This window comes from Burkholderia sp. AU15512 (assembly GCF_002223325.1).
Taxonomy (GTDB): domain Bacteria; phylum Pseudomonadota; class Gammaproteobacteria; order Burkholderiales; family Burkholderiaceae; genus Burkholderia.
In genome coordinates, this window is sequence record NZ_NKEX01000006.1 from 308,993 (window position 1) to 330,869 (window position 21,877).

At 67.1% G+C, this 21,877-nt stretch carries 20 protein-coding genes; 15 read left to right on the forward strand and 5 right to left on the reverse strand.

Annotated features, from left to right (window positions below; genetic code table 11):
- Positions 1–23 precede the first annotated feature (23 nt).
- Positions 24–1,607 carry an isocitrate lyase gene (locus tag CFB43_RS20725; protein ID WP_089496374.1) on the reverse strand — a complete coding sequence of 528 codons (1,584 nt, stop codon included), beginning with the start codon at positions 1,605–1,607 and terminating at the stop codon, positions 24–26.
- Between the two features lie 610 nt (positions 1,608–2,217).
- On the opposite strand from CFB43_RS20725, the gene CFB43_RS20730 reads away from it, so the two are divergent.
- From CFB43_RS20730 to CFB43_RS20755, 6 genes are all read left to right on the forward strand, one after another.
- Entirely contained in the window at positions 2,218–3,171 is a 954-nt protein-coding gene (locus tag CFB43_RS20730; RefSeq protein ID WP_089496375.1) for a choline ABC transporter substrate-binding protein, read from the forward strand.
- An 83-nt stretch (positions 3,172–3,254) separates the two neighbouring features.
- The gene (locus CFB43_RS20735; protein WP_039366557.1) at positions 3,255–4,184 is read left to right on the forward strand and encodes a 3-keto-5-aminohexanoate cleavage protein; all 930 of its coding nucleotides are present in this window, start codon (positions 3,255–3,257) and stop codon (positions 4,182–4,184) included.
- An 87-nt stretch (positions 4,185–4,271) separates the two neighbouring features.
- Complete coding sequence (locus CFB43_RS20740) at positions 4,272–5,237, forward strand: L-carnitine dehydrogenase (RefSeq protein ID WP_089496376.1); 966 nt, start codon at positions 4,272–4,274, stop codon at positions 5,235–5,237.
- Positions 5,238–5,249: 12 nt separating this feature from the next.
- Positions 5,250–5,738, forward strand: coding sequence for a thioesterase family protein (locus CFB43_RS20745; protein ID WP_048243371.1), 489 nt, complete (start codon positions 5,250–5,252; stop codon positions 5,736–5,738).
- A gap of 33 nt (positions 5,739–5,771) precedes the next feature.
- Entirely contained in the window at positions 5,772–6,728 is a 957-nt protein-coding gene (locus CFB43_RS20750) for an alpha/beta hydrolase (RefSeq protein WP_089496377.1), read from the forward strand.
- A 22-nt stretch (positions 6,729–6,750) separates the two neighbouring features.
- Positions 6,751–7,947 carry a TauD/TfdA family dioxygenase gene (locus CFB43_RS20755; protein WP_089496378.1) on the forward strand — a complete coding sequence of 399 codons (1,197 nt, stop codon included), beginning with the start codon at positions 6,751–6,753 and terminating at the stop codon, positions 7,945–7,947.
- Positions 7,948–8,148: 201 nt separating this feature from the next.
- Here CFB43_RS20755 and CFB43_RS20760 read toward each other — a convergent pair whose 3' ends face one another.
- From CFB43_RS20760 to CFB43_RS20770, 3 genes are all read right to left on the reverse strand, one after another.
- Positions 8,149–8,445 (reverse strand): DUF4148 domain-containing protein, encoded by a 297-nt coding sequence (locus tag CFB43_RS20760; RefSeq protein WP_089426868.1) that lies wholly within the window; start codon positions 8,443–8,445, stop codon positions 8,149–8,151.
- Between the two features lie 214 nt (positions 8,446–8,659).
- Complete coding sequence (locus CFB43_RS20765) at positions 8,660–9,646, reverse strand: oxidoreductase (RefSeq protein WP_089496379.1); 987 nt, start codon at positions 9,644–9,646, stop codon at positions 8,660–8,662.
- Between the two features lie 167 nt (positions 9,647–9,813).
- Positions 9,814–10,104, reverse strand: a complete 291-nt coding sequence (locus CFB43_RS20770) for a DUF3331 domain-containing protein (protein WP_039366241.1) — start codon at positions 10,102–10,104, stop codon at positions 9,814–9,816.
- A gap of 662 nt (positions 10,105–10,766) precedes the next feature.
- Between CFB43_RS20770 and CFB43_RS20775 the strand changes: the two genes are divergently transcribed.
- The 9 genes from CFB43_RS20775 (at position 10,767) to CFB43_RS20815 (ending at position 20,138) form a co-directional block, all read left to right on the forward strand.
- Positions 10,767–11,531, forward strand: a complete 765-nt coding sequence (locus CFB43_RS20775) for an SDR family oxidoreductase (RefSeq protein ID WP_089496380.1) — start codon at positions 10,767–10,769, stop codon at positions 11,529–11,531.
- Between the two features lie 97 nt (positions 11,532–11,628).
- Positions 11,629–12,471 carry an ureidoglycolate lyase gene (locus CFB43_RS20780; RefSeq protein WP_069252330.1) on the forward strand — a complete coding sequence of 281 codons (843 nt, stop codon included), beginning with the start codon at positions 11,629–11,631 and terminating at the stop codon, positions 12,469–12,471.
- A 23-nt stretch (positions 12,472–12,494) separates the two neighbouring features.
- Positions 12,495–13,772 (forward strand): L-fuconate dehydratase, encoded by a 1,278-nt coding sequence (locus CFB43_RS20785; protein ID WP_089496381.1) that lies wholly within the window; start codon positions 12,495–12,497, stop codon positions 13,770–13,772.
- 43 nt (positions 13,773–13,815) lie between these two features.
- On the forward strand, positions 13,816–14,592 hold the full coding sequence (locus tag CFB43_RS20790) for an SDR family oxidoreductase (RefSeq protein WP_089496382.1): 777 nt from the start codon (positions 13,816–13,818) through the stop codon (positions 14,590–14,592).
- Positions 14,593–14,604: 12 nt separating this feature from the next.
- Complete coding sequence (locus CFB43_RS20795) at positions 14,605–16,143, forward strand: sugar ABC transporter ATP-binding protein (RefSeq protein ID WP_089496383.1); 1,539 nt, start codon at positions 14,605–14,607, stop codon at positions 16,141–16,143.
- Between the two features lie 27 nt (positions 16,144–16,170).
- Positions 16,171–17,208: an ABC transporter permease gene (locus CFB43_RS20800; protein WP_089496384.1), complete on the forward strand. Its 1,038-nt coding sequence runs from the start codon at positions 16,171–16,173 to the stop codon at positions 17,206–17,208.
- 97 nt (positions 17,209–17,305) lie between these two features.
- The gene (locus CFB43_RS20805) at positions 17,306–18,247 is read left to right on the forward strand and encodes an ABC transporter substrate-binding protein (RefSeq protein WP_089496385.1); all 942 of its coding nucleotides are present in this window, start codon (positions 17,306–17,308) and stop codon (positions 18,245–18,247) included.
- A gap of 60 nt (positions 18,248–18,307) precedes the next feature.
- Entirely contained in the window at positions 18,308–19,180 is an 873-nt protein-coding gene (locus CFB43_RS20810; protein ID WP_089498088.1) for an amidohydrolase family protein, read from the forward strand.
- Positions 19,181–19,370: 190 nt separating this feature from the next.
- A complete protein-coding gene (locus CFB43_RS20815; protein WP_089498089.1) occupies positions 19,371–20,138 on the forward strand; it encodes a FadR/GntR family transcriptional regulator in 768 nt (255 codons plus the stop codon).
- Between the two features lie 30 nt (positions 20,139–20,168).
- On the opposite strand, the gene CFB43_RS20820 is transcribed toward CFB43_RS20815, so the two are convergent.
- Positions 20,169–21,410 carry an NAD(P)/FAD-dependent oxidoreductase gene (locus CFB43_RS20820; RefSeq protein WP_089496386.1) on the reverse strand — a complete coding sequence of 414 codons (1,242 nt, stop codon included), beginning with the start codon at positions 21,408–21,410 and terminating at the stop codon, positions 20,169–20,171.
- Between the last annotated feature and the right edge of the window lie 467 nt (positions 21,411–21,877).

Genomic DNA, 21,877 nt, shown 5'->3' on the forward strand with positions numbered 1-21,877 from the left:
GTTTCGCGTGGCGATGACCGGTATCAGAACTGGTTCATCGTGTTGTCCTTGCCGGCCGCCTTCAGCGCTGCTTCGCCGCTGAAGTATTCCTTGTGATCGTCACCGATGTCCGAGCCGGACATGTTCTGGTGCTTCACGCAGGCGATACCCTGGCGGATTTCCTTGCGCTGCACGCCGGCCACGTAGCCCAGCATGCCCTGGTCGCCGAAGTATTCCTTGGCCAGGTTGTCGGTCGACAGCGCGGCGGTGTGGTACGTCGGCAGCGTGATCAGGTGATGGAAGATGCCGGCTTCACGCGATGCGTCGGCCTGGAACGTACGGATCTTCTCGTCGGCCAGCGTGGCCAGTTCCGTCTCGTCGTATTCCACGCTCATCAGCTGTGCACGGTCGTAGGCCGACACGTCCTTGCCCTCGGCCTTCAGCGCGTCGTACGCCTGCTGGCGGAAGTTCAGCGTCCAGTTGAACGACGGGCTGTTGTTGTACACCAGCTTCGCGTTCGGGATGACCTTGCGGATCTCGCTGACCATGCCGCCGATCTGGGCGATGTGCGGTTTTTCGGTTTCGATCCACAGCAGGTCGGCGCCGTTCTGCAGCGACGTGATGCAGTCGAGCACGCAGCGCGCTTCGCCCGTGCCGGCGCGGAACTGGAACAGGTTGCTCGGCAGGCGCTTCGGACGCAGCAGCTTGCCGTCGCGCTTGATGACGACGTCACCGTTGCCCAGCTGGTCGGCCGACAGTTCTTCGCAGTCGAGGAAAGCGTTGTACTGGTCGCCCAGGTCGCCCGGCGTATTGGTCACGGCGATCTGCTTGGTCAGGCCGGCGCCCAGTGAGTCGGTACGGGCAACGATGATGCCGTCGTCCACGCCCAGCTCCAGGAACGCGTAGCGGATCGCGCGGATCTTCGCGAGGAAGTCCTCGTGCGGCACCGTGACCTTGCCGTCCTGGTGGCCGCACTGCTTCTCGTCGGACACCTGGTTTTCGATCTGGATGCAGCATGCGCCTGCTTCGATGAACTGCTTGGCCAGCAGGTACGTGGCTTCCGCGTTGCCGAAACCGGCGTCGATGTCGGCGATGATCGGCACGACGTGCGTGACGTGGTTGTCGATCTTCTCCTGGATCGCGGCCTTCGCCGTGGCGTCCTTGGCGGCGTCGAGTTCGCGGAACAGGCCGCCCAGTTCACGGGCGTCGGCCTGGCGCAGGAACGTGTACAGCTCGCGGATCAGCGCGCTGACCGAGGTCTTTTCGTGCATCGACTGGTCCGGCAGCGGGCCGAACTCGGAGCGCAGCGCGGCGACCATCCAGCCGGACAGGTACAGGTAGCGGCGTTCGGTGCTGTTGAAGTGCTTCTTGATGGAGATCATCTTCTGCTGGCCGATGAAGCCGTGCCAGCAACCCAGCGACTGCGTGTACTTGGACGGGTCGGCGTCGTACGCGGCCATGTCGGCGCGCATGATCTTCGCGGTGTACTTGGCGATGTCCAGGCCCGTCTTGAACTTGTTCTGGGCACGCATGCGGGCGGCGTACTCGGGGCTGATCGCATTCCACGCGCTGCCGTGGTTTTCCTTCAAACCGGCAACTGCCTTGATGTCGTCTTGATACTGGGCCATGTCAATCTCCTGGGAGCAAAGCGCGTTTGAGTAACGGGTTGAGCGTGCCCGCTACGTCTGTCGAAGCGGACTGCATGGGATAAATAGTAACGCCGCCCATCGCGCTTTTGGCAATGTCTTATATAAGACATAAGACATTATTTTTGCTTTATCTTCAATGGGTTACGTTGTAGTTTTTGCAATGCAAAACAAGTTTTCAAGCGACGAAAAGGCTGCGGCGCGGGAATTTGGCGTGGATTCCGCAATACGAAATGCGCTTTCGGCTGCTGGAGATCAGGCCAGCTTCACACGTGCCCGTGACACCCGTTCGTCGAGGCGGTGCGAGCGGCGCTGAACCGCAGCCGCGCCGGCATGCCGTTTCGTCCGGGCCGAATCGAAAGCATCGCGCCGCATGTGGACAAACCGGAACCATCGGAAATTCCTGTGAAAACCCCGCCTATCAAGCCTTCCAAGAAATCTAGTGGTTTCCACTCATAGTCGCAAATAGTCAAGAACAGGTCGCCGCCGGTCTTCTCGCGGCCAATATGGCTCGTTACTTTTACTCCCACGATGCAGGCCGGGCACACCCCGCGCACCGGCTGCCGCGAGTCAAACCGGGAGGTAACGAACCATGAAGTCGACGAAGATCGCCGCGCTTGTCGCGGCCGTGCTGGCGACCGGCGCGTTCACGCACGCGGCGCAGGCCGAAACGGATGCCGCGGCCTGCCGCACCGTGCGTTTCGCGGATATCGGCTGGACCGACATCACGTCGACCACGGCGCTCGCGTCGACCGTGTTCGAGGCGCTCGGCTACAAGCCGACCACGACGATCGCGTCGGTGCCGATCTCGTTCGCCGGCCTGAAGAGCAAGCAGCTCGACATATCGCTCGGCTACTGGTGGCCCGTGCAGCAGAAGCAGCTTCAGCCGTTCCTCGACAGCAAGTCGATCAACGTCGTCGAGCCGCCGAACCTGTCGGGCGCGAAGGCGACGCTCGCGGTGCCGAGCTACGAATACCAGGCGGGCCTGAAGACCTTCGAGGACATCGCGAAGCACCGCGCGGAACTCGACGGCAAGATCTACGGGATCGAGCCGGGCAGCAGCGCGAACGCGACGATCCAGAAGATGATCGATACGAACCAGTACGGGCTCGGCGGCTTCAAGCTCGTCGAATCGAGCGAGGCCGGAATGCTGGTGACCGTCGAGCGCGCGATCCGCGAGAAGAAGTGGGTCGTCTTCCTCGGCTGGGAACCGCATCCGATGAACATCCAGATCAGCATGAACTATCTGTCCGGCGGCGATGCGTCGTTCGGGCCGAACTACGGCGAGGCGCGCGTGTACACGCTCACGGCCCCCGACTTCATTTCCCGCTGCCCGAACGCCGGCAAGCTCGTCACGAACCTGCGCTTCTCGACGCAGCTCGAGAACCAGCTGATGCAGTCGGTGATGAACAAGACGAAGCCGGCCGACGCCGCGAAGGCGTACCTGAAGAAGAACCCGCAGGTGCTCGATCCGTGGCTCGCGGGCGTCAAGACGTTCGACGGCAAGGATGGCCTGCCGGCCGTGAAGGCGTATCTCGGCCTGTGATGGATGGCCCGCGCGCCGCACGCGGCGCGCGCCGACGAAACATCCGCATTGCGACACAACCCGATTCAAGCGAGGCAACCAGCATGAACCACGAAGTCATCATCACCTGCGCCGTCACCGGCGCGGGCGATACGGTCGGCAAGCATCCGGCGATTCCGGTCACGCCGAAGGAAATCGCGGCCGCCGCGATCGAGGCCGCGAAGGCCGGCGCAACGGTGGCGCACTGCCACGTGCGCGATCCGCAGACGGGGCGCGGCAGCCGCGACCCGAACCTGTACCGCGAAGTGGTCGACCGCATCCGCTCGGCCGACGTCGACGTGATCATCAACCTGACGGCCGGCATGGGCGGCGATCTCGAGATCGGCCCCGGCGAGGACCCGATGCGTTTCGGCAAGGGCACCGACCTGGTCGGCGGCCTCACGCGGCTCGCCCACGTCGAGGATCTGCTGCCCGAGATCTGCACGCTCGACTGCGGCACGCTGAATTTCGGTGACGGCGATTACATCTACGTATCGACGCCCGCGCAGCTGCGCGCCGGCGCGAAGCGCATCCAGGAACTCGGCGTGAAGCCGGAGCTGGAAATTTTCGACACGGGCCATCTGTGGTTCGCGAAGCAGTTGCTGAAGGAAGGGCTGCTCGACGATCCGCCGCTGTTCCAGCTGTGCCTCGGCATTCCGTGGGGCGCGCCGGCCGATACCGGCACGATGAAGGCGATGGTCGACAACCTGCCGCCGGGCGCGCACTGGGCCGGCTTCGGGATCGGCCGCATGCAGATGCCGATGGTCGCGCAGGCGATGCTGCTCGGCGGCCACGTGCGGGTCGGCCTCGAAGACAACATCTGGCTCGATCGCGGCGTGCATGCGACCAACGGCACGCTCGTCGAGCGCGCGCGCGAGATCATCGAACGGCTCGGTGCCCGCGTGCTGACGCCGGCGGAAGGCCGCCGCAAGCTCGGCTTGCCGGCGCGCGGCGAGCGTCCGCTCGAACGCCGTGCGATCGCCGAGTTCGCGTGAGTTTTTACCAGACTGATTGACATGACGCGGCGGCACGCACAGGCGCGGCCGCCCACCGATTTCCCCTGATTTGAAGGATGCGTTGACATGGCTGTGAAGACCGACATCAAGACGTTCGTCGCCATCGGCACCGGCGTGATCGGCAGCGGATGGATTTCCCGCGCGCTCGCGCACGGTCTCGACGTGGTCGTATGGGACCCGGCGCCGGGCGCGGAAGCGCGGCTGCGCGCGAACGTCGCGAACGCGTGGCCCGCGCTCGAACGCGTCGGCCTTGCGCCGGGCGCCGATCCCGCGCGGCTGCGTTTCGTCTCGACGATCGAGGCCTGCGTCGCCGACGCGGATTTCATCCAGGAAAGTGCGCCCGAGCGCGAGGCGCTGAAGCTCGAGCTGCACGAGCAGATCAGCCGCGCGGCGAAGCCCGACGCGATCATCGCGTCGTCGACGTCGGGGCTGCTGCCGACGGATTTCTACGCGCGGGCGACGCATCCGGAGCGCTGCGTGGTCGGCCATCCGTTCAATCCCGTCTACCTGCTGCCGCTCGTCGAGGTGCTCGGCGGCGCGCGCACGTCGCCGGAAGCGGTCGAAGGCGCGATGGAGGTCTATCGCAAGCTCGGCATGCGGCCGCTGCACGTGCGCAAGGAAGTGCCGGGCTTCATCGCCGACCGGCTGCTCGAAGCGTTGTGGCGCGAGGCGCTGCACCTCGTCAACGAAGGCGTCGCGACGACCGGCGAGATCGACGACGCGATCCGCTTCGGCGCGGGCATCCGCTGGTCGTTCATGGGCACGTTCCTGACCTACACGCTCGCGGGCGGCGATGCGGGCATGCGACACTTCATGCAGCAGTTCGGCCCCGCGCTCGAGTTGCCGTGGACGAAGCTGGTCGCGCCCACGCTGACCGACGCGCTGATCGACAGCGTCGTCGAAGGCACGACCGAACAGCAGGGCTCGCGCAGCATCAAGGAACTCGAACGCTATCGCGACGAGTGCATCACCGAGGTGCTGAAGTCGATCGCCGCGGTAAAGGCGCGGCACGGGATGCGATTCGAAGACTGAGGACGACAGACGATGACCGGCGATACCCCGCTGACGATTTACCGCGACGTGGTGCGGCCCGAATGGGTCGACTACAACGGCCACCTGCGCGATGCGTTCTACCTGCTGATCTTCAGCTTCGCGACCGATGCGCTGCTGGATCGCATCGGCCTCGATGACGCCGCGCGTCGCGAGCGGGGGCGCTCGGTCTACACGCTCGAAGCGCACGTGAACTACCTGCACGAGATCAAGGAGGGCACGCCGGTGCGCGTCGACGCGCGCGTGCTCGCACACGACGCGAAGCGGTTGCACCTGTATCTCGAGCTGTTCGCCGACGGGCACGACGATGCGGTGTCGGCGAGCGAGCAGATGCTGCTGCACGTCGATACGCGCGACGGCGCGAAATCGGCGCCGTTCGACGACGACGTGGCCGCACGCGTGGCCGAGCTGCATGCGTTGCAGCGCGATTGCGCGGCGCCCGCGTATGCGGGCCGCGTGATCGGGCTGCCGCCGCGCCGATAACCTGCGCGAACCTTCGACCTCGGAGCGCACACGATGCTCGAACCGGAAATCGCGACGTTCGTTGCCGCCGTGGACGCGTGGTATCCGGCCGACGCGGCGGCGCGCTCGCCCGCCGAACAGCGCCGCCTGTACGACCGCTTCGCGGCCGAATGGACGCCGGCCGCGCTGCCGGCCGGCATCGTGCAGCAGGACGCCGTCTGGCACGCATCCGACGGCCGTGCGATCGCGCTGCGGCGTTACACGTCCGCGCACCGCACGCCACGCGGCACGGTGCTGTTATTTCATGGCGGCGGTTTCGTCGTCGGCTCGCTCGACAGTCATGCGCTGATCACCGCGCAACTGGCGGCCGATACGGGGCTCGACGTGATCGCGGTCGATTACCGGCTCGCGCCTGAGCATCGCGCACCGGCCGCGCTTGAAGATTGCCTGGCGGTCACGCGCGCTGCACGCGATGCGCGCTGGCCGTTCGGGCCGTGCGCGCATCCGCTGACGCTCGCGGGCGACAGCGCGGGCGGCATGCTCGCGGCGGCGGTGGCCACCGCGCTGCGCGATGCGGACGAAGGCGGTGTCGACGGCATCGCGCTCGTCTATCCGATGCTCGGGTTCGAACCGCAAGCGCCCGCGCGCGAAACGGAAGCGCACGCGCCGATGCTGACGCTCGACGACGTCCATCGCTATCGCGCGCTGTACTGGGAAGGCGGCCTGGCGGATGCGCTGGGAGACGGCGACCCGCTGCTGCGCGCGTCGGTACCGCTCGCGGCTTCGCGTTTCGACGGCCTGCCGCCCGTGCTCGCGATCGGCGCGGAACACGATCCGCTGCGCGACGACGCGCGCGTGTACGTCGAACGGATTCGCGCGGCCGGCGGGGCCGCGCATTACTGGATGGGAGAAGGGCTGGTGCACGGCTGCTGGCGCGCGCTCGGGACGAGCCCGCAGGCGGCGCGGCTGCACCGGACGGTCGGCGGGTTTCTGCTCGCACCACACGCGTAGCGGGCGTTTCCGGGAGGCAACGATGCAGGCAGCGCAACACCGTATCGAGGACTGGCGGACGTTTTCGGCCGACGCAGCCATTGCGGCGGCGACGATTGGCGACGGCGCGGTGGACGTCGAATGGAGCGACACACGACGATCGCCATTTCATTTCGACTGGCTGCGCGACAACTGCGCGTGTTCCGCGTGCGTGCATGCCGTCACGCGTGAACAGGTGTTCGAGATCGCCGATGCGCGCGAGGATCTCTCCGCGCTCACGGTGCACGTCGAAACCGACGGCGCGCTGCATGTCGAGTGGAATGACGGACATCGCAGCGCGTGGTCGCCGGGCTGGTTGCGCGCGCATGCCTACGACGACGCGTCGCGCGCGGAGCGCCAGGCCGCGCACGGGCGGCACGTATGGGCCGGCGACGACGCGACGGCCATCGGCGTGTTCGCGTGGTGCGACGTGATGGAGGACGACGGCGCATTGCTCGCGTGGCTCGCCGCATTGCAACGCACGGGGCTGACGCTCGTCGAAGGCGTGCCGGCCGAGCGCGGGCGTGTCGACGAGATCGCGCGCCGCATCGGCCTGATCCGCGAGAGCAATTTCGGCGTGCTGTTCGACGTCGAATCGAAGCCGCGCCCGGACAGCAATGCGTATACGTCGCTGAACCTGCCGCCGCATACCGACTTGCCGACCCGCGAGCTGCAGCCGGGCGTGCAGTTCCTGCATTGCCTCGCGAACGACGCGACCGGCGGCGATAGTGTGTTCCTCGACGGCTTCGCGCTGGCCGATGCACTGCGGCGCGAGCATCCGGCCGATTTCGAACAGCTCGCGTCGACGCCGTTCGAGTTCTGGAACAAGAGTGCGAACAGCGACTACCGCTGCTCGGCGCCGGTGATCGGGCTCGACGCGCGCGGCAACGTCACCGAGGTGCGTGTCGCGAACTTCCTGCGCGGGCCGCTCGATGCGCCGGCCGGCTCGGTCGCGGCCGTCTATCGCGCGTACCGGCGGTTCCTCGCGCTGGCGCGCGAGCCGCGCTTTCGCGTGCAGCGCCGGCTGCGGGCGGGCGACATGTGGGCGTTCGACAACCGCCGCGTGCTGCATGCGCGCACCGAGTTCGATCCGTCTACCGGACGCCGGCACCTGCAGGGCTGCTACATCGATCGCGACGAACTGCTGTCGCGGTGGCGTGTGCTGTCGCGCTCGGCGCCTGCCGCGGCCGCGTCGCGCTGACAGGCGCGCGCGGTTTCGTCCTGCTCGTACGCATCCCTCGGAAATGAAAAAACACCCGGACGCCAGGCGCCCGGGCGAAGCCTCCCGTTGCCGGGCGGCGGAGGTATGCGTTTCATCAAAAAGGACGAGCCCCGCAAGGGGCTCGTCCTGACTTTCGTGCTTCATCGCGCGATGCGCGGCGCCCGCCGAGGGCGCATCGGCTTACTGGCCGAAGAAGATCGAGTCGCGAGCGTTCGACGATGCGGCCGGGGCGCCCGAGTGGACGGCCGGAGCCGGTTGTGCGCCGTAGCCGCTGGTGTCGGCACCATGAACACGCGCTTCGGCGCTCTGGATGTCGTTCGGGTAGTACGGGCTCGCCACGCCCGGCTTGTAGCCGGCTTGTTCGAGCTGGACCAGTTCGTTGCGCACTTGAGCGCGGGTCACGGTGCTTTGAGCGAATGCGCCAAACGAAGCGGACAGGGCGGCAGCGGCAACGACTGCGGAAACGAGCGATTTCATGATGACCTCCGGTGTTTTATTGAGTTCGCTCTCGACACCATGTCTTAAGCGATTGATCAAATCTTAGTCATCGGAGGGTTGAGGGTAAACGCTGATTTTGACGATAAATTGTTTCCTGGGTGGTAACAGTCGCGCGTCGAATCAGGCTTTCAACCGGCTTTCTTTTCGGTCGGTGCAACAAGTATCGCGAATCTTGCGGACGGCGAAGCGCGGTTCAGCGCACCTCGGCCGCCGTGTCGAACGGCCGGCCCGGCGCGCGTCCGGCCGGTGCGCCCGAACTGAGGAAACGCACGCCCGTCGCGGCTTCCGAGGCCTCCCACAGCAGCGCCGCGGAGGCCACGTCGCGCGCCGCGCGGGGCACGCTCGCGGGCGCCGGCAACCCGCGCGACTCGAACCAGCCGGACGGCCCGATGTACGCGCCGCCGGCGAGATCGGGCGAGGTTGCCGCATGAATCGCGGGCAGCGCGCCCTGGTCGGCCGGCTGCGCGAGATAACGGTTCGCGGCGCGCATCAGCGCGGCACGGGCGGGCGAGCGGTCCATCGCCGGGCCCGCGAACTGCAGGTTGGTCGCCGCGTAGCCCGGGTGCGCGGCCACGCTGATCCCGGCGAACGCCGCGCGCTCGAAACGGCGCTGCAACTCGATCGCGAACACGAGATTCGCGAGCTTGCTGTCGCAATAGGCGAGATAACGGTTGTAGCGGTGTTCGGCGCGCAGGTCGTCGACGCGGATCCGGCCGCCGCGGTTGAGGCCGCTCGACATCGTCACGACCCGCGCCCGGCGCGCGGCACGCAGCGCGGGCAGCAGATGGCCGGTCAGCGCGAAATGGCCGAGGTGGTTGGTGCCGAACTGCATCTCGAAGCCGTCGTGCGTATGACGCAGCGGCAGGAACATCACGCCGGCGTTGTTGCAGAGGATATCGACGCGCCCATGGCGTTCGGCCACATCGGCCGCGAAGCGCGCGATCGACGCGAGATCGGCGAGGTCGAGCGCGTCGACTTCGACGCGGGCATCGGGATGGAGCCGGCGGATCGCGTCGGCCGCCTGCGCGGCGCGGGCCGCGTCGCGGCAGCCCATCACGACCGTCGCGCCTTTCGCGGCCAGCGTTTCCGCCAGTTGCCAGCCGAGCCCGCTGTTGGCGCCGGTCACGACCGCGACCTTGCCGCCTTGCGCCGGGACGTGGCGCGCGCTCCATGCATGCATGTCTGCCTCCATCGGCGCGGCCGGGCGGCCGCGGCGCGTAATCGTTACATTGAGTGGTGTAACGATAGTGCGCGCGGGCGTGGCAGACAAGCGAGGGAACTAGACCGGCGCTTCTAGGGCCGGCGCATCGGATGGCGCCGCGTGCGGTGACGTATGGCCGGCAGGATTTACCTGCCGCCGGCCAGTGCGAGCACTTCGGCGGCGGAGATCATCGCGGCCGCGTTCGCGGGCGCCGGGCGTTCGGCCGGGCGGAAGACTTCGTCGCCGCGGTGGATCACCTGGCGCGACAGCGCGCAGGTGCCGGTGCGTTGCGCGAAGCGGCGGCGCCAGCGCTGTTCACCGTAGTGACAGCGGCCGGGCTCGACCCAGCGGACGACGAGCAGCGTATCGGAACGTTCGAGGATTTCGACGTGAACGTCGGCGGGATCGAGCGCAGGCAGGGATTTGGAGGCCTTCATTTGCCGTTTCCTAAAGCTCGTGCGGTTCGGTCATGGCAGTGGATGTCACTACCCGATGGCGAATCCGTAGCGGTTTCCATGAGTGGTGCGCTAAATGTAAGCGTCTGTGACCGGAAAAAACATCCTGTCTGGCTCAAATTACCTTTTGCCGATTTAGAAACAATCCAGGCTTATTTTCTTGGAAACCACAGACAAAAACGCCCCGGACACGAAGCCCGGGGCGGAAAATCGGCCTGCGCGCCGTGTCTGCTCGCCCAGTCACGGAGCCCATCGCCGGGGGGACGGAGGTGCCCGCAGGGATCGAACGCGGGCGGGGTGGCGATGGACCGGATGCGCAGTCCGGTACGTCATGATGGCGCGCGCATCCCGTTGAGACCCTGACGTGAACATGACTTTTTCGTCAGTTTGGCCGGATGTCGTGCCCCGCTTGTGCGAAAGAATCGACTGGAAGACCCGCTGGTATTGGATTTGTCCGAATCCCGGGACGTGCTCCCGGGCGCTGTCGAACGCCGAATGCTTGCTCAACAGCCCGATTTCCCCACCTGGGTAAATACTGAATCCCGATTCCGTGACAAACGCGGAATCACTTCCTATGATTGGTTGGACCTTTAGTCCTTTGTGCCAATCGGCCGACGGGTGGCCGGCTTCTTCGGGAGGTGCTCATGAGATTGCAGGGCAAATGCGCGCTGGTGACGGCGGCCGGGCAGGGCATCGGCCGCGCGACCGCGCTGCGCTTCGCGAGCGAGGGCGCCGACGTGCTGGCGACCGACATCAACGAAGCCGCGCTCGTGCGGCTCGAGGCCGACGCCGAGCGCGCGGGCGGTCGGCTGGCCACGCGTCGGCTCGACGTGACCGATGCGCGGGACGTCGCGGCGCTCGCCGCGAGCGAACGCGCATTCGACGTGCTGTTCAACTGCGCGGGCTTCGTGCACCACGGCTCGATCCTCGATTGCGACGACGAAGCATGGGCGTTCTCGCTGAACCTGAACGTCACGTCGATGTACCGGCTGATCCGCGCGCTGCTGCCCGCGATGCTCGAAGCCGGCGGCGCGTCGATCATCAACATGGCGTCGGCCGCGTCGAGCGTGAAGGGCGTGCCCAACCGCTTCGTGTACGGCACGACCAAGGCGGCCGTGATCGGCCTGACCAAGGCGGTGGCCGCCGATTTCGTCGAGCGGGGCATCCGCTGCAACGCGATCTGCCCGGGCACGATCGAATCGCCGTCGCTGGCGCAACGCATCGCGGACCAGGCGCGCACGCGCCACGTGTCGACCGACGAAGTGCGCCAGGCATTCGTCGCGCGCCAGCCGATCGGACGCATCGGCACCGCGGAGGAAGTGGCCGCGCTCGCGCTGTACCTCGCGTCCGACGAAGCGTCGTTCACGACCGGCGCGATCCACCTGATCGACGGCGGCTGGTCGAACTGACCGCGCCTAACCGGCCGTGCCTAACCGGCCGTGCCTAACCGGCCGTGTCGAACTAACCGCGCCCTCCCATTCACTTTCCGTATCGGCTCAACACGACATGAAACTGCTGAGATTTGGCGACAAACACCATGAAAAGCCGGGCCTGCTCGATGCGCAGGGCCATATCCGCGACCTGTCCGGCGTGATCGACGACATCGCCGGCGACGTGCTGGCGCCGGCGTCGCTCGCGCGACTGCGCGACATTCCGCCGTCGTCGCTGCCGCTGGTCGAAGGCACGCCGCGGCTCGGCGCGTGCGTGGGCCGCGTCGGCAAATTCATCTGCATCGGGCTCAACTATTCCGACCACGCGGCCGAATCGGGGATGGAGGTGCCGAAGGAGCCCGTCGTGTTCGGCAAGTGGACGAGCGCGATCTCCGGCCCGAACGACGACGTCGAGATTCCGCGCGGCTCGGAGAAAACCGACTGGGAAGTCGAGCTCGGCGTGGTGATCGGCCAGGGCGGCCGCTACATCGCGGAAGCCGACGCGCTGTCGCACGTCGCCGGCTATTGCGTCGTGAACGACGTGTCGGAGCGCGAATTCCAGCTCGAACGCGGCGGCACGTGGGACAAGGGCAAGGGCAACGACACGTTCGGGCCGCTCGGCCCGTGGCTCGTGACGGCCGACGAAGTGCCCGATCCGCACGCGCTGCGGCTGTGGCTCGACGTCGACGGCCATCGCTACCAGAACGGCACGACCGCGACGATGGTGTTCCGCGTGCCGCACCTGATCAGCTACCTGAGCCGCTTCATGAGCCTGCAGCCGGGCGACGTGATCTCGACCGGCACGCCGCCGGGTGTCGGCCTCGGGCAGAAGCCGCCCGTCTACCTGCGCGCCGGACAGGTGATCACGCTCGGCATCGACGGGCTCGGCGAGCAACGCCAGCGCACCGTGCAGGCCTGATTTCCTTTAACGGACGGTTCGTCATGCCTATCATTCGATCGATGCGCGTCCTCGACGTGCGCTTCCCGACCTCGCGCCAGCTCGACGGCTCCGATGCGATGAATCCGGACCCCGATTATTCGGCGGCCTACGTCGTGCTCGAAACCGACCAAGACGGGCTCGAAGGTCACGGGCTCACGTTCACCATCGGGCGCGGCAACGAAATCTGCTGCGCGGCGATCGACGCGATGCGGCACCTCGTCGTCGGCCTCGACCTCGACTGGATTCGCGAAGACATGGGCCGCTTCTGGCGGCACGTGACGTCGGACAGCCAGCTGCGCTGGATCGGCCCCGACAAGGGCGCGATCCACCTGGCGACGGGCGCGGTCGTCAACGCGGTGTGGGATCTGTGGGCGAAAGCCGAACGCAAGCCGCTGTGGCGGCTCGTGGCCGACATGCGCCCCGAGGAACTGGTGCGCGCGATCGACTTCCGCTACCTGACCGACTGCCTGACGCCGGACGAAGCGCTCGACCTGCTGCGCCGGCAGGCGCCGGCCAAGGCCGACCGGATCGCACTGCTCGAGCGCGACGGCTACCCGTGCTACACGACGTCGGCCGGCTGGCTCGGCTACAGCGACGACAAGCTGCGGCGGCTGTGCCGCGAAGCCGTCGACGCCGGGTTCGAGTACGTGAAGCTGAAGGTCGGCGCGAACCTGGAGGACGACATCCGCCGCGTGACGATCGCGCGCGAGGTGATCGGCCCGGACCGCAAGCTGATGATCGACGCGAACCAGGTGTGGGAAGTGGACGAGGCGATCGACTGGGTGCGCGAGCTGGCGTTCGCGCGGCCGTGGTTCATCGAGGAGCCGACCAGCCCCGACGACGTCGAAGGGCATCGCAAGATCCGCGAGGCGATCGCGCCCGTGCAGGTCGCGACCGGCGAGATGTGCCAGAACCGCGTGCTGTTCAAGCAGTTCATCGCGCGCGGCGCGATCGACGTCGTGCAGATCGATGCGTGCCGGCTCGGCGGCGTGAACGAGATTCTCGCGGTGATGCTGATGGCCGCGAAGTACGGGCTGCCCGTGTGCCCGCATGCGGGCGGCGTCGGGTTGTGCGAGTACGTGCAGCATCTGTCGATGATCGATTACGTCTGCATTGCCGGCACGAAGGAAGGGCGCGTGACGGAGTACGTCGATCACCTGCACGAGCATTTCGTCGAACCGTGCGTGGTGCGCGGCGCGGCCTACATGCCGCCGACGGCGCCCGGTTTCTCGATCGAGATGAAGCCCGAATCGCTGGAGCAGTACCGGTTCCGCGGCTGACACGCGTCGAGCGTGCCGACAACATGAACGACGGAGACGCGAAGTGGATTTGAATCTGCAACACAAGGTCGTGATCGTGACCGGCGGCGCGTCGGGCATCGGCGCCGCGATTTCGATGCGGCTGGCCGAGGAAGGCGCGATTCCGGTGGTGTTCGCGCGCCACGCGCCCGACGATGCGTTCTGGCGCGCCGTCGTGCAGAAGCAGCCGCAGGCCGCGTGCTTCACGGTCGAATTGCAGGACGATGCGCGGTGCCGCGATGCCGTTGCGGAAACGGTCACGCGCTTCGGTCGACTCGACGGCCTGGTCAACAACGCGGGCGTCAACGACAACATCGGGCTCGATGCCGGGCGCGACGCATTCGTCGCGTCGCTCGAACGCAACCTGATCCACTACTACGTGATGGCGCACTACTGCGTGCCGCATCTGAAGGCGTCGCACGGCGCGATCGTCAATATCTCGTCGAAGACGGCCGTCACCGGGCAGGGCAACACGAGCGGCTATTGCGCGTCGAAGGGCGCGCAGCTCGCGTTGACGCGCGAATGGGCCGTCGCATTGCGCGACGACGGCGTGCGCGTGAACGCGGTGATTCCGGCCGAGGTGATGACGCCGCTGTATCGGAACTGGCTCGCCGGCTTCGACGACCCCGACGCGAAGCTGGCCGGCATCGCGGGCAAGGTGCCGCTCGGCCAACGCTTCACGACGGCCGACGAAATCGCCGATACGGCCGTGTTCCTGCTGTCGGAACGTGCCTCGCATACGACGGGCCAGTGGCTGTTCGTCGACGGCGGCTATACGCATCTCGACCGTGCGATCAGCTGAGGGCGTCGATCCATGCAACCTGACCCGACTCCGAACGCCGCGCCACCATTGATCGCATTGACCGGCATCGGCAAGCGCTTTCCCGGCGTGCAGGCGCTCGACGACTGCCATTTCGACCTGCGTGCCGGCGAAGTGCATGCGCTGATGGGCGAGAACGGCGCCGGCAAGTCGACGCTGATGAAGATCCTGGCGGGCGTCTACCCGCGCGACGAAGGCGAGATCCGGATGGACGGCCGCGCGGTGGAGATCGCCGATCCGCGCGCCGCGCAGGCGCTCGGGATCGGCATCATCCATCAGGAACTGAACCTGATGAACCACCTGAGCGTCGCGCAGAACATCTTCATCGGCCGCGAGCCGCGCGGCCGCTTCGGCGTGTTCGTCGACGAAGACAAGCTGAATCGCGACGCGGCCGCGATCTTCGCGCGGATGCGGCTCGATCTCGACCCGCGTACGCCGGTCGGCCGGCTGACGGTGGCCAAGCAGCAGATGGTCGAGATCGCGAAGGCGCTGTCGTTCGACTCGCGCGTGCTGATCATGGACGAGCCGACCGCTGCGCTCAACAACGCGGAGATCGCCGAGCTGTTCCGCATCATCGGCGACCTGCGCGCGCATGGTGTCGGCATCGTCTACATCTCGCACAAGATGGACGAGCTGCGCCAGATCGCCGATCGCGTGACCGTGATGCGCGACGGCAAGTACGTGGCGACCGTGCCGATGGCGGACACGTCGATGGACACGATCATCGCGATGATGGTCGGCCGTCAGCTCGCGACCGAATTCCGCACGCCGCCCGATACGTCCGCGAACGACGTCGCGCTCGAAGTGCGCGGGCTGTCGCGCGGCCGCGCGATCCGCGATGTCGGCTTCACGCTGCGGCGCGGCGAGATTCTCGGCTTCGCCGGGTTGATGGGCGCGGGCCGCACCGAGGTCGCGCGCGCGGTGTTCGGCGCGGACCCGGTCGATGCGGGCGAGATCCGCGTGCATGGCAAGCCCGTGACGATCCGCACGCCGGCCGATGCGGTGAAGCACGGCATCGGCTACCTGTCCGAGGATCGCAAGCATTTCGGGCTCGCGGTCGGGATGGACGTGCAGAACAACATCGCGCTGTCGAGCATGCGCCGCTTCGTGCGCCGCGGCGTGTTTCTCGATGCGCGTGCGCTGCGCGACACCGCGCAGTCGTACGTGCGGCAGCTCGCGATCCGCACGCCGTCGGTCGCGCAGCCGGCGCGGCTGCTGTCGGGCGGCAACCAGCAGAAGATCGTGATCGCGAAGTGGCTGCTGCGCGACTGCGACATCCTGTTCTTCGACGAACCGACGCGCGGCATCGACGTCGGCGCGAAAAGCGAGATCTACAAGCTGCTCGACGCGCTCGCCGCCGACGGCAAGGCGATCGTGATGATCTCGTCGGAGTTGCCCGAGGTGCTGCGCATGAGCCACCGGATTCTCGTGATGTGCGAAGGGCGCGTGACCGGCGAATTGCGCGCGGCCGACGCCACGCAGGAAAAGATCATGCAGCTCGCGACACAGCGCGAGTCGACCGTATTGTCCTGAATCAGACGCCGAGACGCTTACCCGATCATGTCCAACGATACGCATCCCGTTCCGCCCCTCGCGTCCGGCGACACGCCGGCCGGCGCATCGAGCGTGAAGTCGCGCTTCTTCAATCCGGCCGCGCGGCAGAAGCTGCTCGCGTTCGCGAGCCTCGTGCTGCTGATCGTGTTCTTCAGCGTCGCGTCGCCGAACTTCCTCGAAGTCGACAACCTCGTCGCGATCCTGCAGGCCACCGCGGTGAACGGCGTGCTGGCCGTCGCCTGTACCTACGTGATCATCACGTCGGGCATCGACCTGTCGGTCGGCACGCTGATGACGTTCTGCGCAGTGATGGCCGGCGTCGTGCTGACGAAATGGGGGATGCCGCTGCCGCTCGGGATCCTGGCCGCGCTGTGTTTCGGCGCGTTGTCGGGCAGCGTATCGGGCTTCGTGATCGCGAAGATGAAGGTGCCGCCGTTCATCGCGACGCTCGGCATGATGATGCTGCTCAAGGGGCTGTCGCTCGTGATCTCGGGCACGCGGCCGATCTACTTCAACGACACGCCGGGCTTCACGTCGATCGCGCAGGATTCATTGATCGGCAATCTGATTCCCGCGCTGCCGATTCCGAACGCGGTGCTGATCCTGTTCCTCGTCGCGATCGGCGCGTCGATCGTGCTGAACCGCACGATCTTCGGCCGCTACACCTTCGCGCTCGGCAGCAACGAGGAAGCGCTGCGGCTGTCGGGCGTGAACGTCGACGCGTGGAAGATCGCGGTCTACACGTTCAGCGGCGCGGTGTGCGGGATCGCAGGGCTCTTGATCGCGTCGCGGCTGAATTCCGCGCAGCCGGCGCTCGGGCAGGGCTACGAGCTCGATGCGATCGCGGCCGTCGTGATCGGCGGCACGTCGCTGTCGGGCGGCGCGGGCAGCATCGTCGGCACGATCATCGGCGCGTTCATCATGAGCGTGCTGACGAACGGCCTGCGCATCATGTCGGTCGCGCAGGAATGGCAGACGGTCGTGACGGGCGTGATCATCATTCTCGCCGTCTACGTCGATATCCTGCGCCGGCGGCGCCGCTGACGGTCGCATTCACGCAGGCAGGTGCTTCATCGCCGGTTCCGGCCGGCGTCCCAGTCGTTCCAGTCGGTTGAGTCGATACGAAAAAAGGAGACGCGAAGTGATCAGGAGCAAGGTGTTGAACGCGATCGTCGGGCTGACGTTCGCCGTCGGCGTCACGGCCGGCGCGCAGGCGCAGGAAACCTACATCCCGCTGATCTCGAAGGGCTTCCAGCATCAGTTCTGGCAGGCCGTGAAAGCGGGCGCGACGCAGGCCGCGAAGGACTACAAGGTGAAGGTGACGTTCGAAGGGCCGGAGACCGAGGCGATGGTCGACAAGCAGATCGACATGCTGTCGGCCGCGATCGCGAAGAAGCCGGCCGCGCTCGGCTTCGCGGCGCTCGACAGCAAGGCCGCGCTGCCGCTGCTCAAGAAGGCGCAGGCCGAGAAGATCCCGGTGATCGCGTTCGACTCGGGCGTGGACAGCGACATCCCGGTGACGACGGCCGCGACCAACAACAAGGCCGCCGCGTCGCTCGCCGCCGACAAGCTCGCCGCGCTGATCGGCGACGAGGGCGAGGTGGCCGTGGTCGCGCACGACCAGACGAGCCGCACCGGCATCGACCGCCGCGACGGCTTCCTCGAACGGATGAAGTCGGCGCACCCGAAGGTGCGGGTCGTGACCGTGCAGTACGGCGAAGGCGACCAGCTGAAGTCGACCGAGGTGACGAAGTCGATCCTGCAGGCGTATCCGAAGCTCAAGGGGCTGTTCGGCACCAACGAAGGCTCGGCGATCGGCGTGGTCAACGGCGTGCGCGAGATGAAGCGCAAGGTCGTGATCGTCGGGTACGATTCCGGCAAGCAGCAGAAGGACGCGATCCGCAGCGGGCTGATGGCCGGCGCGATCACGCAGAATCCGATCGGGATCGGCTACAAGACGGTCGAGGCGGCCGTGAAGGCGATCAAGGGCGAGAAGCTGCCGAAGGTCATCGATACCGGTTTCTATTGGTACGACAAGACCAATATCGACGATCCGAAGATCGCGGCGGTGTTGTACGACTGAACGTTGCGTCGCGCGGCGGTGGCGCGCGACGCCGCCGCGGCGACCGGACACGAGGGCATCATGGGCGCAGTGCGTATCGATTCGCATCAGCACTTCTGGCGCTACCGCGCCGCCGATTACCCGTGGATCGGCCCCGGCATGGGCGTGCTCGCGCGCGACTACCTGCCCGATGCGCTGTGGCCGCTGATGCACGCGCAGGCGCTCGGCGCGTCGATCGCGGTGCAGGCGCGCGCCGGGCGCGACGAGACGGCATTCCTGCTCGATCTCGCGCGCGACGATGCGCGCATCGCGGCGGTGGTCGGCTGGGAGGATCTCGCCGCGCCGCAGCTCGCGGATCGCATTGCAGAATGGCGCAGCCCGAAGCTGCGCGGCTTTCGCCACCAGGTGCAGGACGAAGCCGATGCCGGCGCGTTCGTCGCGGAGCCGGGCTTCAACCGCGGCATCGCGTGGCTGCAGGCGAACGGCTACGTGTACGACGTGCTCGTGTTCGAGCGCCAGTTGCGCGACGTGTGGGCGTTTTGTGCGCGGCACGACGCGCACTGGCTCGTGCTCGATCACGTCGGCAAGCCCGCACTCGCCGACTTCGAGCGCGACGACACGGCGCTCGCGCGCTGGCGCGCCGCGTTGCGCGAGCTGGGCGCGCTGCCGCATGTCGTGTGCAAGCTGTCGGGGCTCGTGACCGAGGCCGACTGGAAGCGCGGGCTGCGCGGGAAGGACGTCCGGCGCATCGAGCAGTGTCTCGACGCGGCGCTCGACGCGTTCGGCCCGCAGCGGCTGATGTTCGGGTCGGACTGGCCCGTGTGCTTGCTCGCGGCGTCGTATGACGAAGTGGCGTCGATCATCGAGCGCTGGGCCGAATCGCGGCTGTCGGCGGCCGAGCGCACCGCGCTGTGGGGCGGCACTGCCGCGCGTTGCTATGCGGTGCCGACGTGAGCGCGCGGGCATGCCCGTTGGGGCGTGACTTCGTCGGACGAATGACGAAGGGTGCCGCGGTGTGTCGATGGTTGCGGTCGCATCGATGCTGCGCCCGATGCTCGGGGCCGAACCTTTAGAATATGCGCAAACGGTTGCGTGCGATGCGCGCGCGGCCGTCCGGAACGAAACCGATCACCAGTCCCGACGTATGTCCATCCAGCCGATTCAGAACCGCCGCCTCTACCAGCAGATCGCCGACAAGCTCAGTGCGATGATCGAGTCCGGCGATTTTCCGCCGGGCAGCTACCTGCCGCCCGAGCGCGAACTGGCCGAACAGTTCGGCGTGTCGCGCACCTCGGTGCGCGAGGCACTGATCGCGCTCGAAGTGAGCGGACTCGTGAGCGTGCGCGTCGGCGACGGCGTGAAGGTGCGCCATCCCGAAACGGCCGCCCCGCCTGAACCCGCGCCTGTCCCTGCGGAGAAGGCCGCGCCGTTCACGATCGTCGAGATCGATCCCGAACTCGGCATCGCACTCGACCTCGATACCGAAATCCCGCCGTTCGCGTTGCTGCAGGCGCGCCGGCTGATCGAGCCGGAAGCGGCGTCGCTGGCCGCGAAGCACGGCTCGGACGAGCAGATCGAAGGGATCCACGAGGCGTTCCTGCGCAACCAGGCAGACAACCTCAGTGGCTCGCTCACGCATCCGGGCGACCGGCTGTTTCATATCCGCATCGCGGAGGCGAGCGACAACGCCGCGTATGCGCTGATGATCAAGCAGTTGCTCGCGCACAAGTACGACCTGATGTTCCAGCGGCTGCAGTCGCTGTACATGCCGAACGACATGCCGCACCGGTCGGAACTCGAACACCGCGCGATCCTCGATGCGATCCGCGCACGCGACCCGGACGCCGCGCGTCGCGCGATGGCCGAGCATCTCGACGAAGTGATCCGCATCTTCGGCCGCGCGCTCGATTGAGCGCGCGTCGAAGCATGGCCGGCTGCCCGTTCAGAAGCGATCCGCGCGATACGGCGCCGGATCGGTGAACGGCGCTTCGCCCGTCATCATCTCGGCCAGCAGGCGGCCGGTGACGGGGCCGAGCGTCAGCCCGTGATGGTTGTGGCCGAACGCGAACCACAGCCCGCGATGCGCGGGCGCGGGGCCGATCACCGGGCGCATGTCGGGCGTGCACGGCCGGAAGCCGAGCCACGGTTGCGGGTCGAGCCGCTCGCCGAAACCGAACACGGGCCGCGCGACGCGTTCCGCGCGCTCGAGCTGCACGCCGGTGGGCGGCACGCCGCGCCGCGCGATCTCGACGCCGGTCGTCAGCCGCAGCCCGCGCTTCATCGGCGCGATCACGTAACCGTATTCGCGATCGACGATCGGCGCCGACGGCACGCCGCGCGTGGAAGGTGCGTAGTGCATGTGATAGCCGCGCTTTTCGCGCAGCGGGATCGTGTAGCCGAACTTGCCGAACACCGTGTCGGACCACGGGCCGAGCGCGACGACCACGGCCGGCGCGGCCGCCATGCCGTCCTGCGTCCTGACCTGCCAGCCCGGCGACAGCGCGTCGAGGCTCGCGGCGTCGCCCGTCAGCAGCGTGCCGCCGCCCTGCACGAAGAGTTGCGCGTACGCTTTGACGAGCGCGGACGGGTCGACGACGCTTTTCGGATCGAGCCAGTGCAGCGCGCCGCAGAAGCCGGGCGCGAGGCTCGGTTCGTGCGCGCGCAGCGCGGCGGCATCGAGCGGCGTGATGCCGAGCCCGTGACGGCGCGCGGTGAGTCCGGCCTCGGTCACGCCGCGTTCGAATGCGGCGGGCGTGCGGAACGCTTCCAGCCAGCCGTTCGCGCGGATGAGCTCGCCGGCGCCGGCCCGCGCGATCAGCGCGTCGTGCTCGACGATGCAGCGCTCGATCAGCGGCAGCATGTCGCGCGACGCCGCCGCGTGACGCAGCGGCGCCGATTCCCACCAGAAACGCGCGAGCCAGGGCGCGAATGCGGGCAGCGACGCGCTGTGCCAGTAGAGATCGGTCGAGCGGTTCAGCGCATAGCGCATCAGCGTGAACGGGCTGCGCGGGAACGGATACGGTTCGACCGACGAGCGCTCGATCAGCCCCGCGTTGCCGAAGCTCGTGCCTTCGCCGGGCGCGCCGCGATCGGCGAGGGCGACCTTGCGCCCGCGATCCTGCAGGTGGAGTGCCGCGGAGACGCCGACGATGCCTGCGCCGAGAACGATGACGTCGAAATCCATGGATGACGGTGACAGAGTAGGGTTAGCGGATGGACCGCTTGCGTGAAGATGCATGGTCCGTTCAGAACCCGAGGATACCTCCGGAGCGCACGGGTGCGTCGCGCGATGCCCGACGGTTGGGCGCGCATCGGGTTTCATGTGCGTCATGCCACGAAGCGACACGTTCGCTCGCCGGCGACAATCCGTTGGCGTTTCGTCCGGAAATGCGTCAATCTCATGCGGGCGCGCAATACGCCAGCGAAAGTCGATTGCGTGATCGACAGGTGTGCGGCTCCAGTCATTTCGGAATGACTGACCATGCCGGAAAACCGCGTTGCGGTGCGATTCGCCGGGACTCATTTGTTTTTGAATTGCCGACTTGTGGTTATTTACCGTATCGGTAAATTATCCCGTGCTGCATCGCGGAAATGTCAAAGTTACCCGTCCCGTGAAATGAAGGTCGGCTGCATAATCAGCTGGCTGCCGGA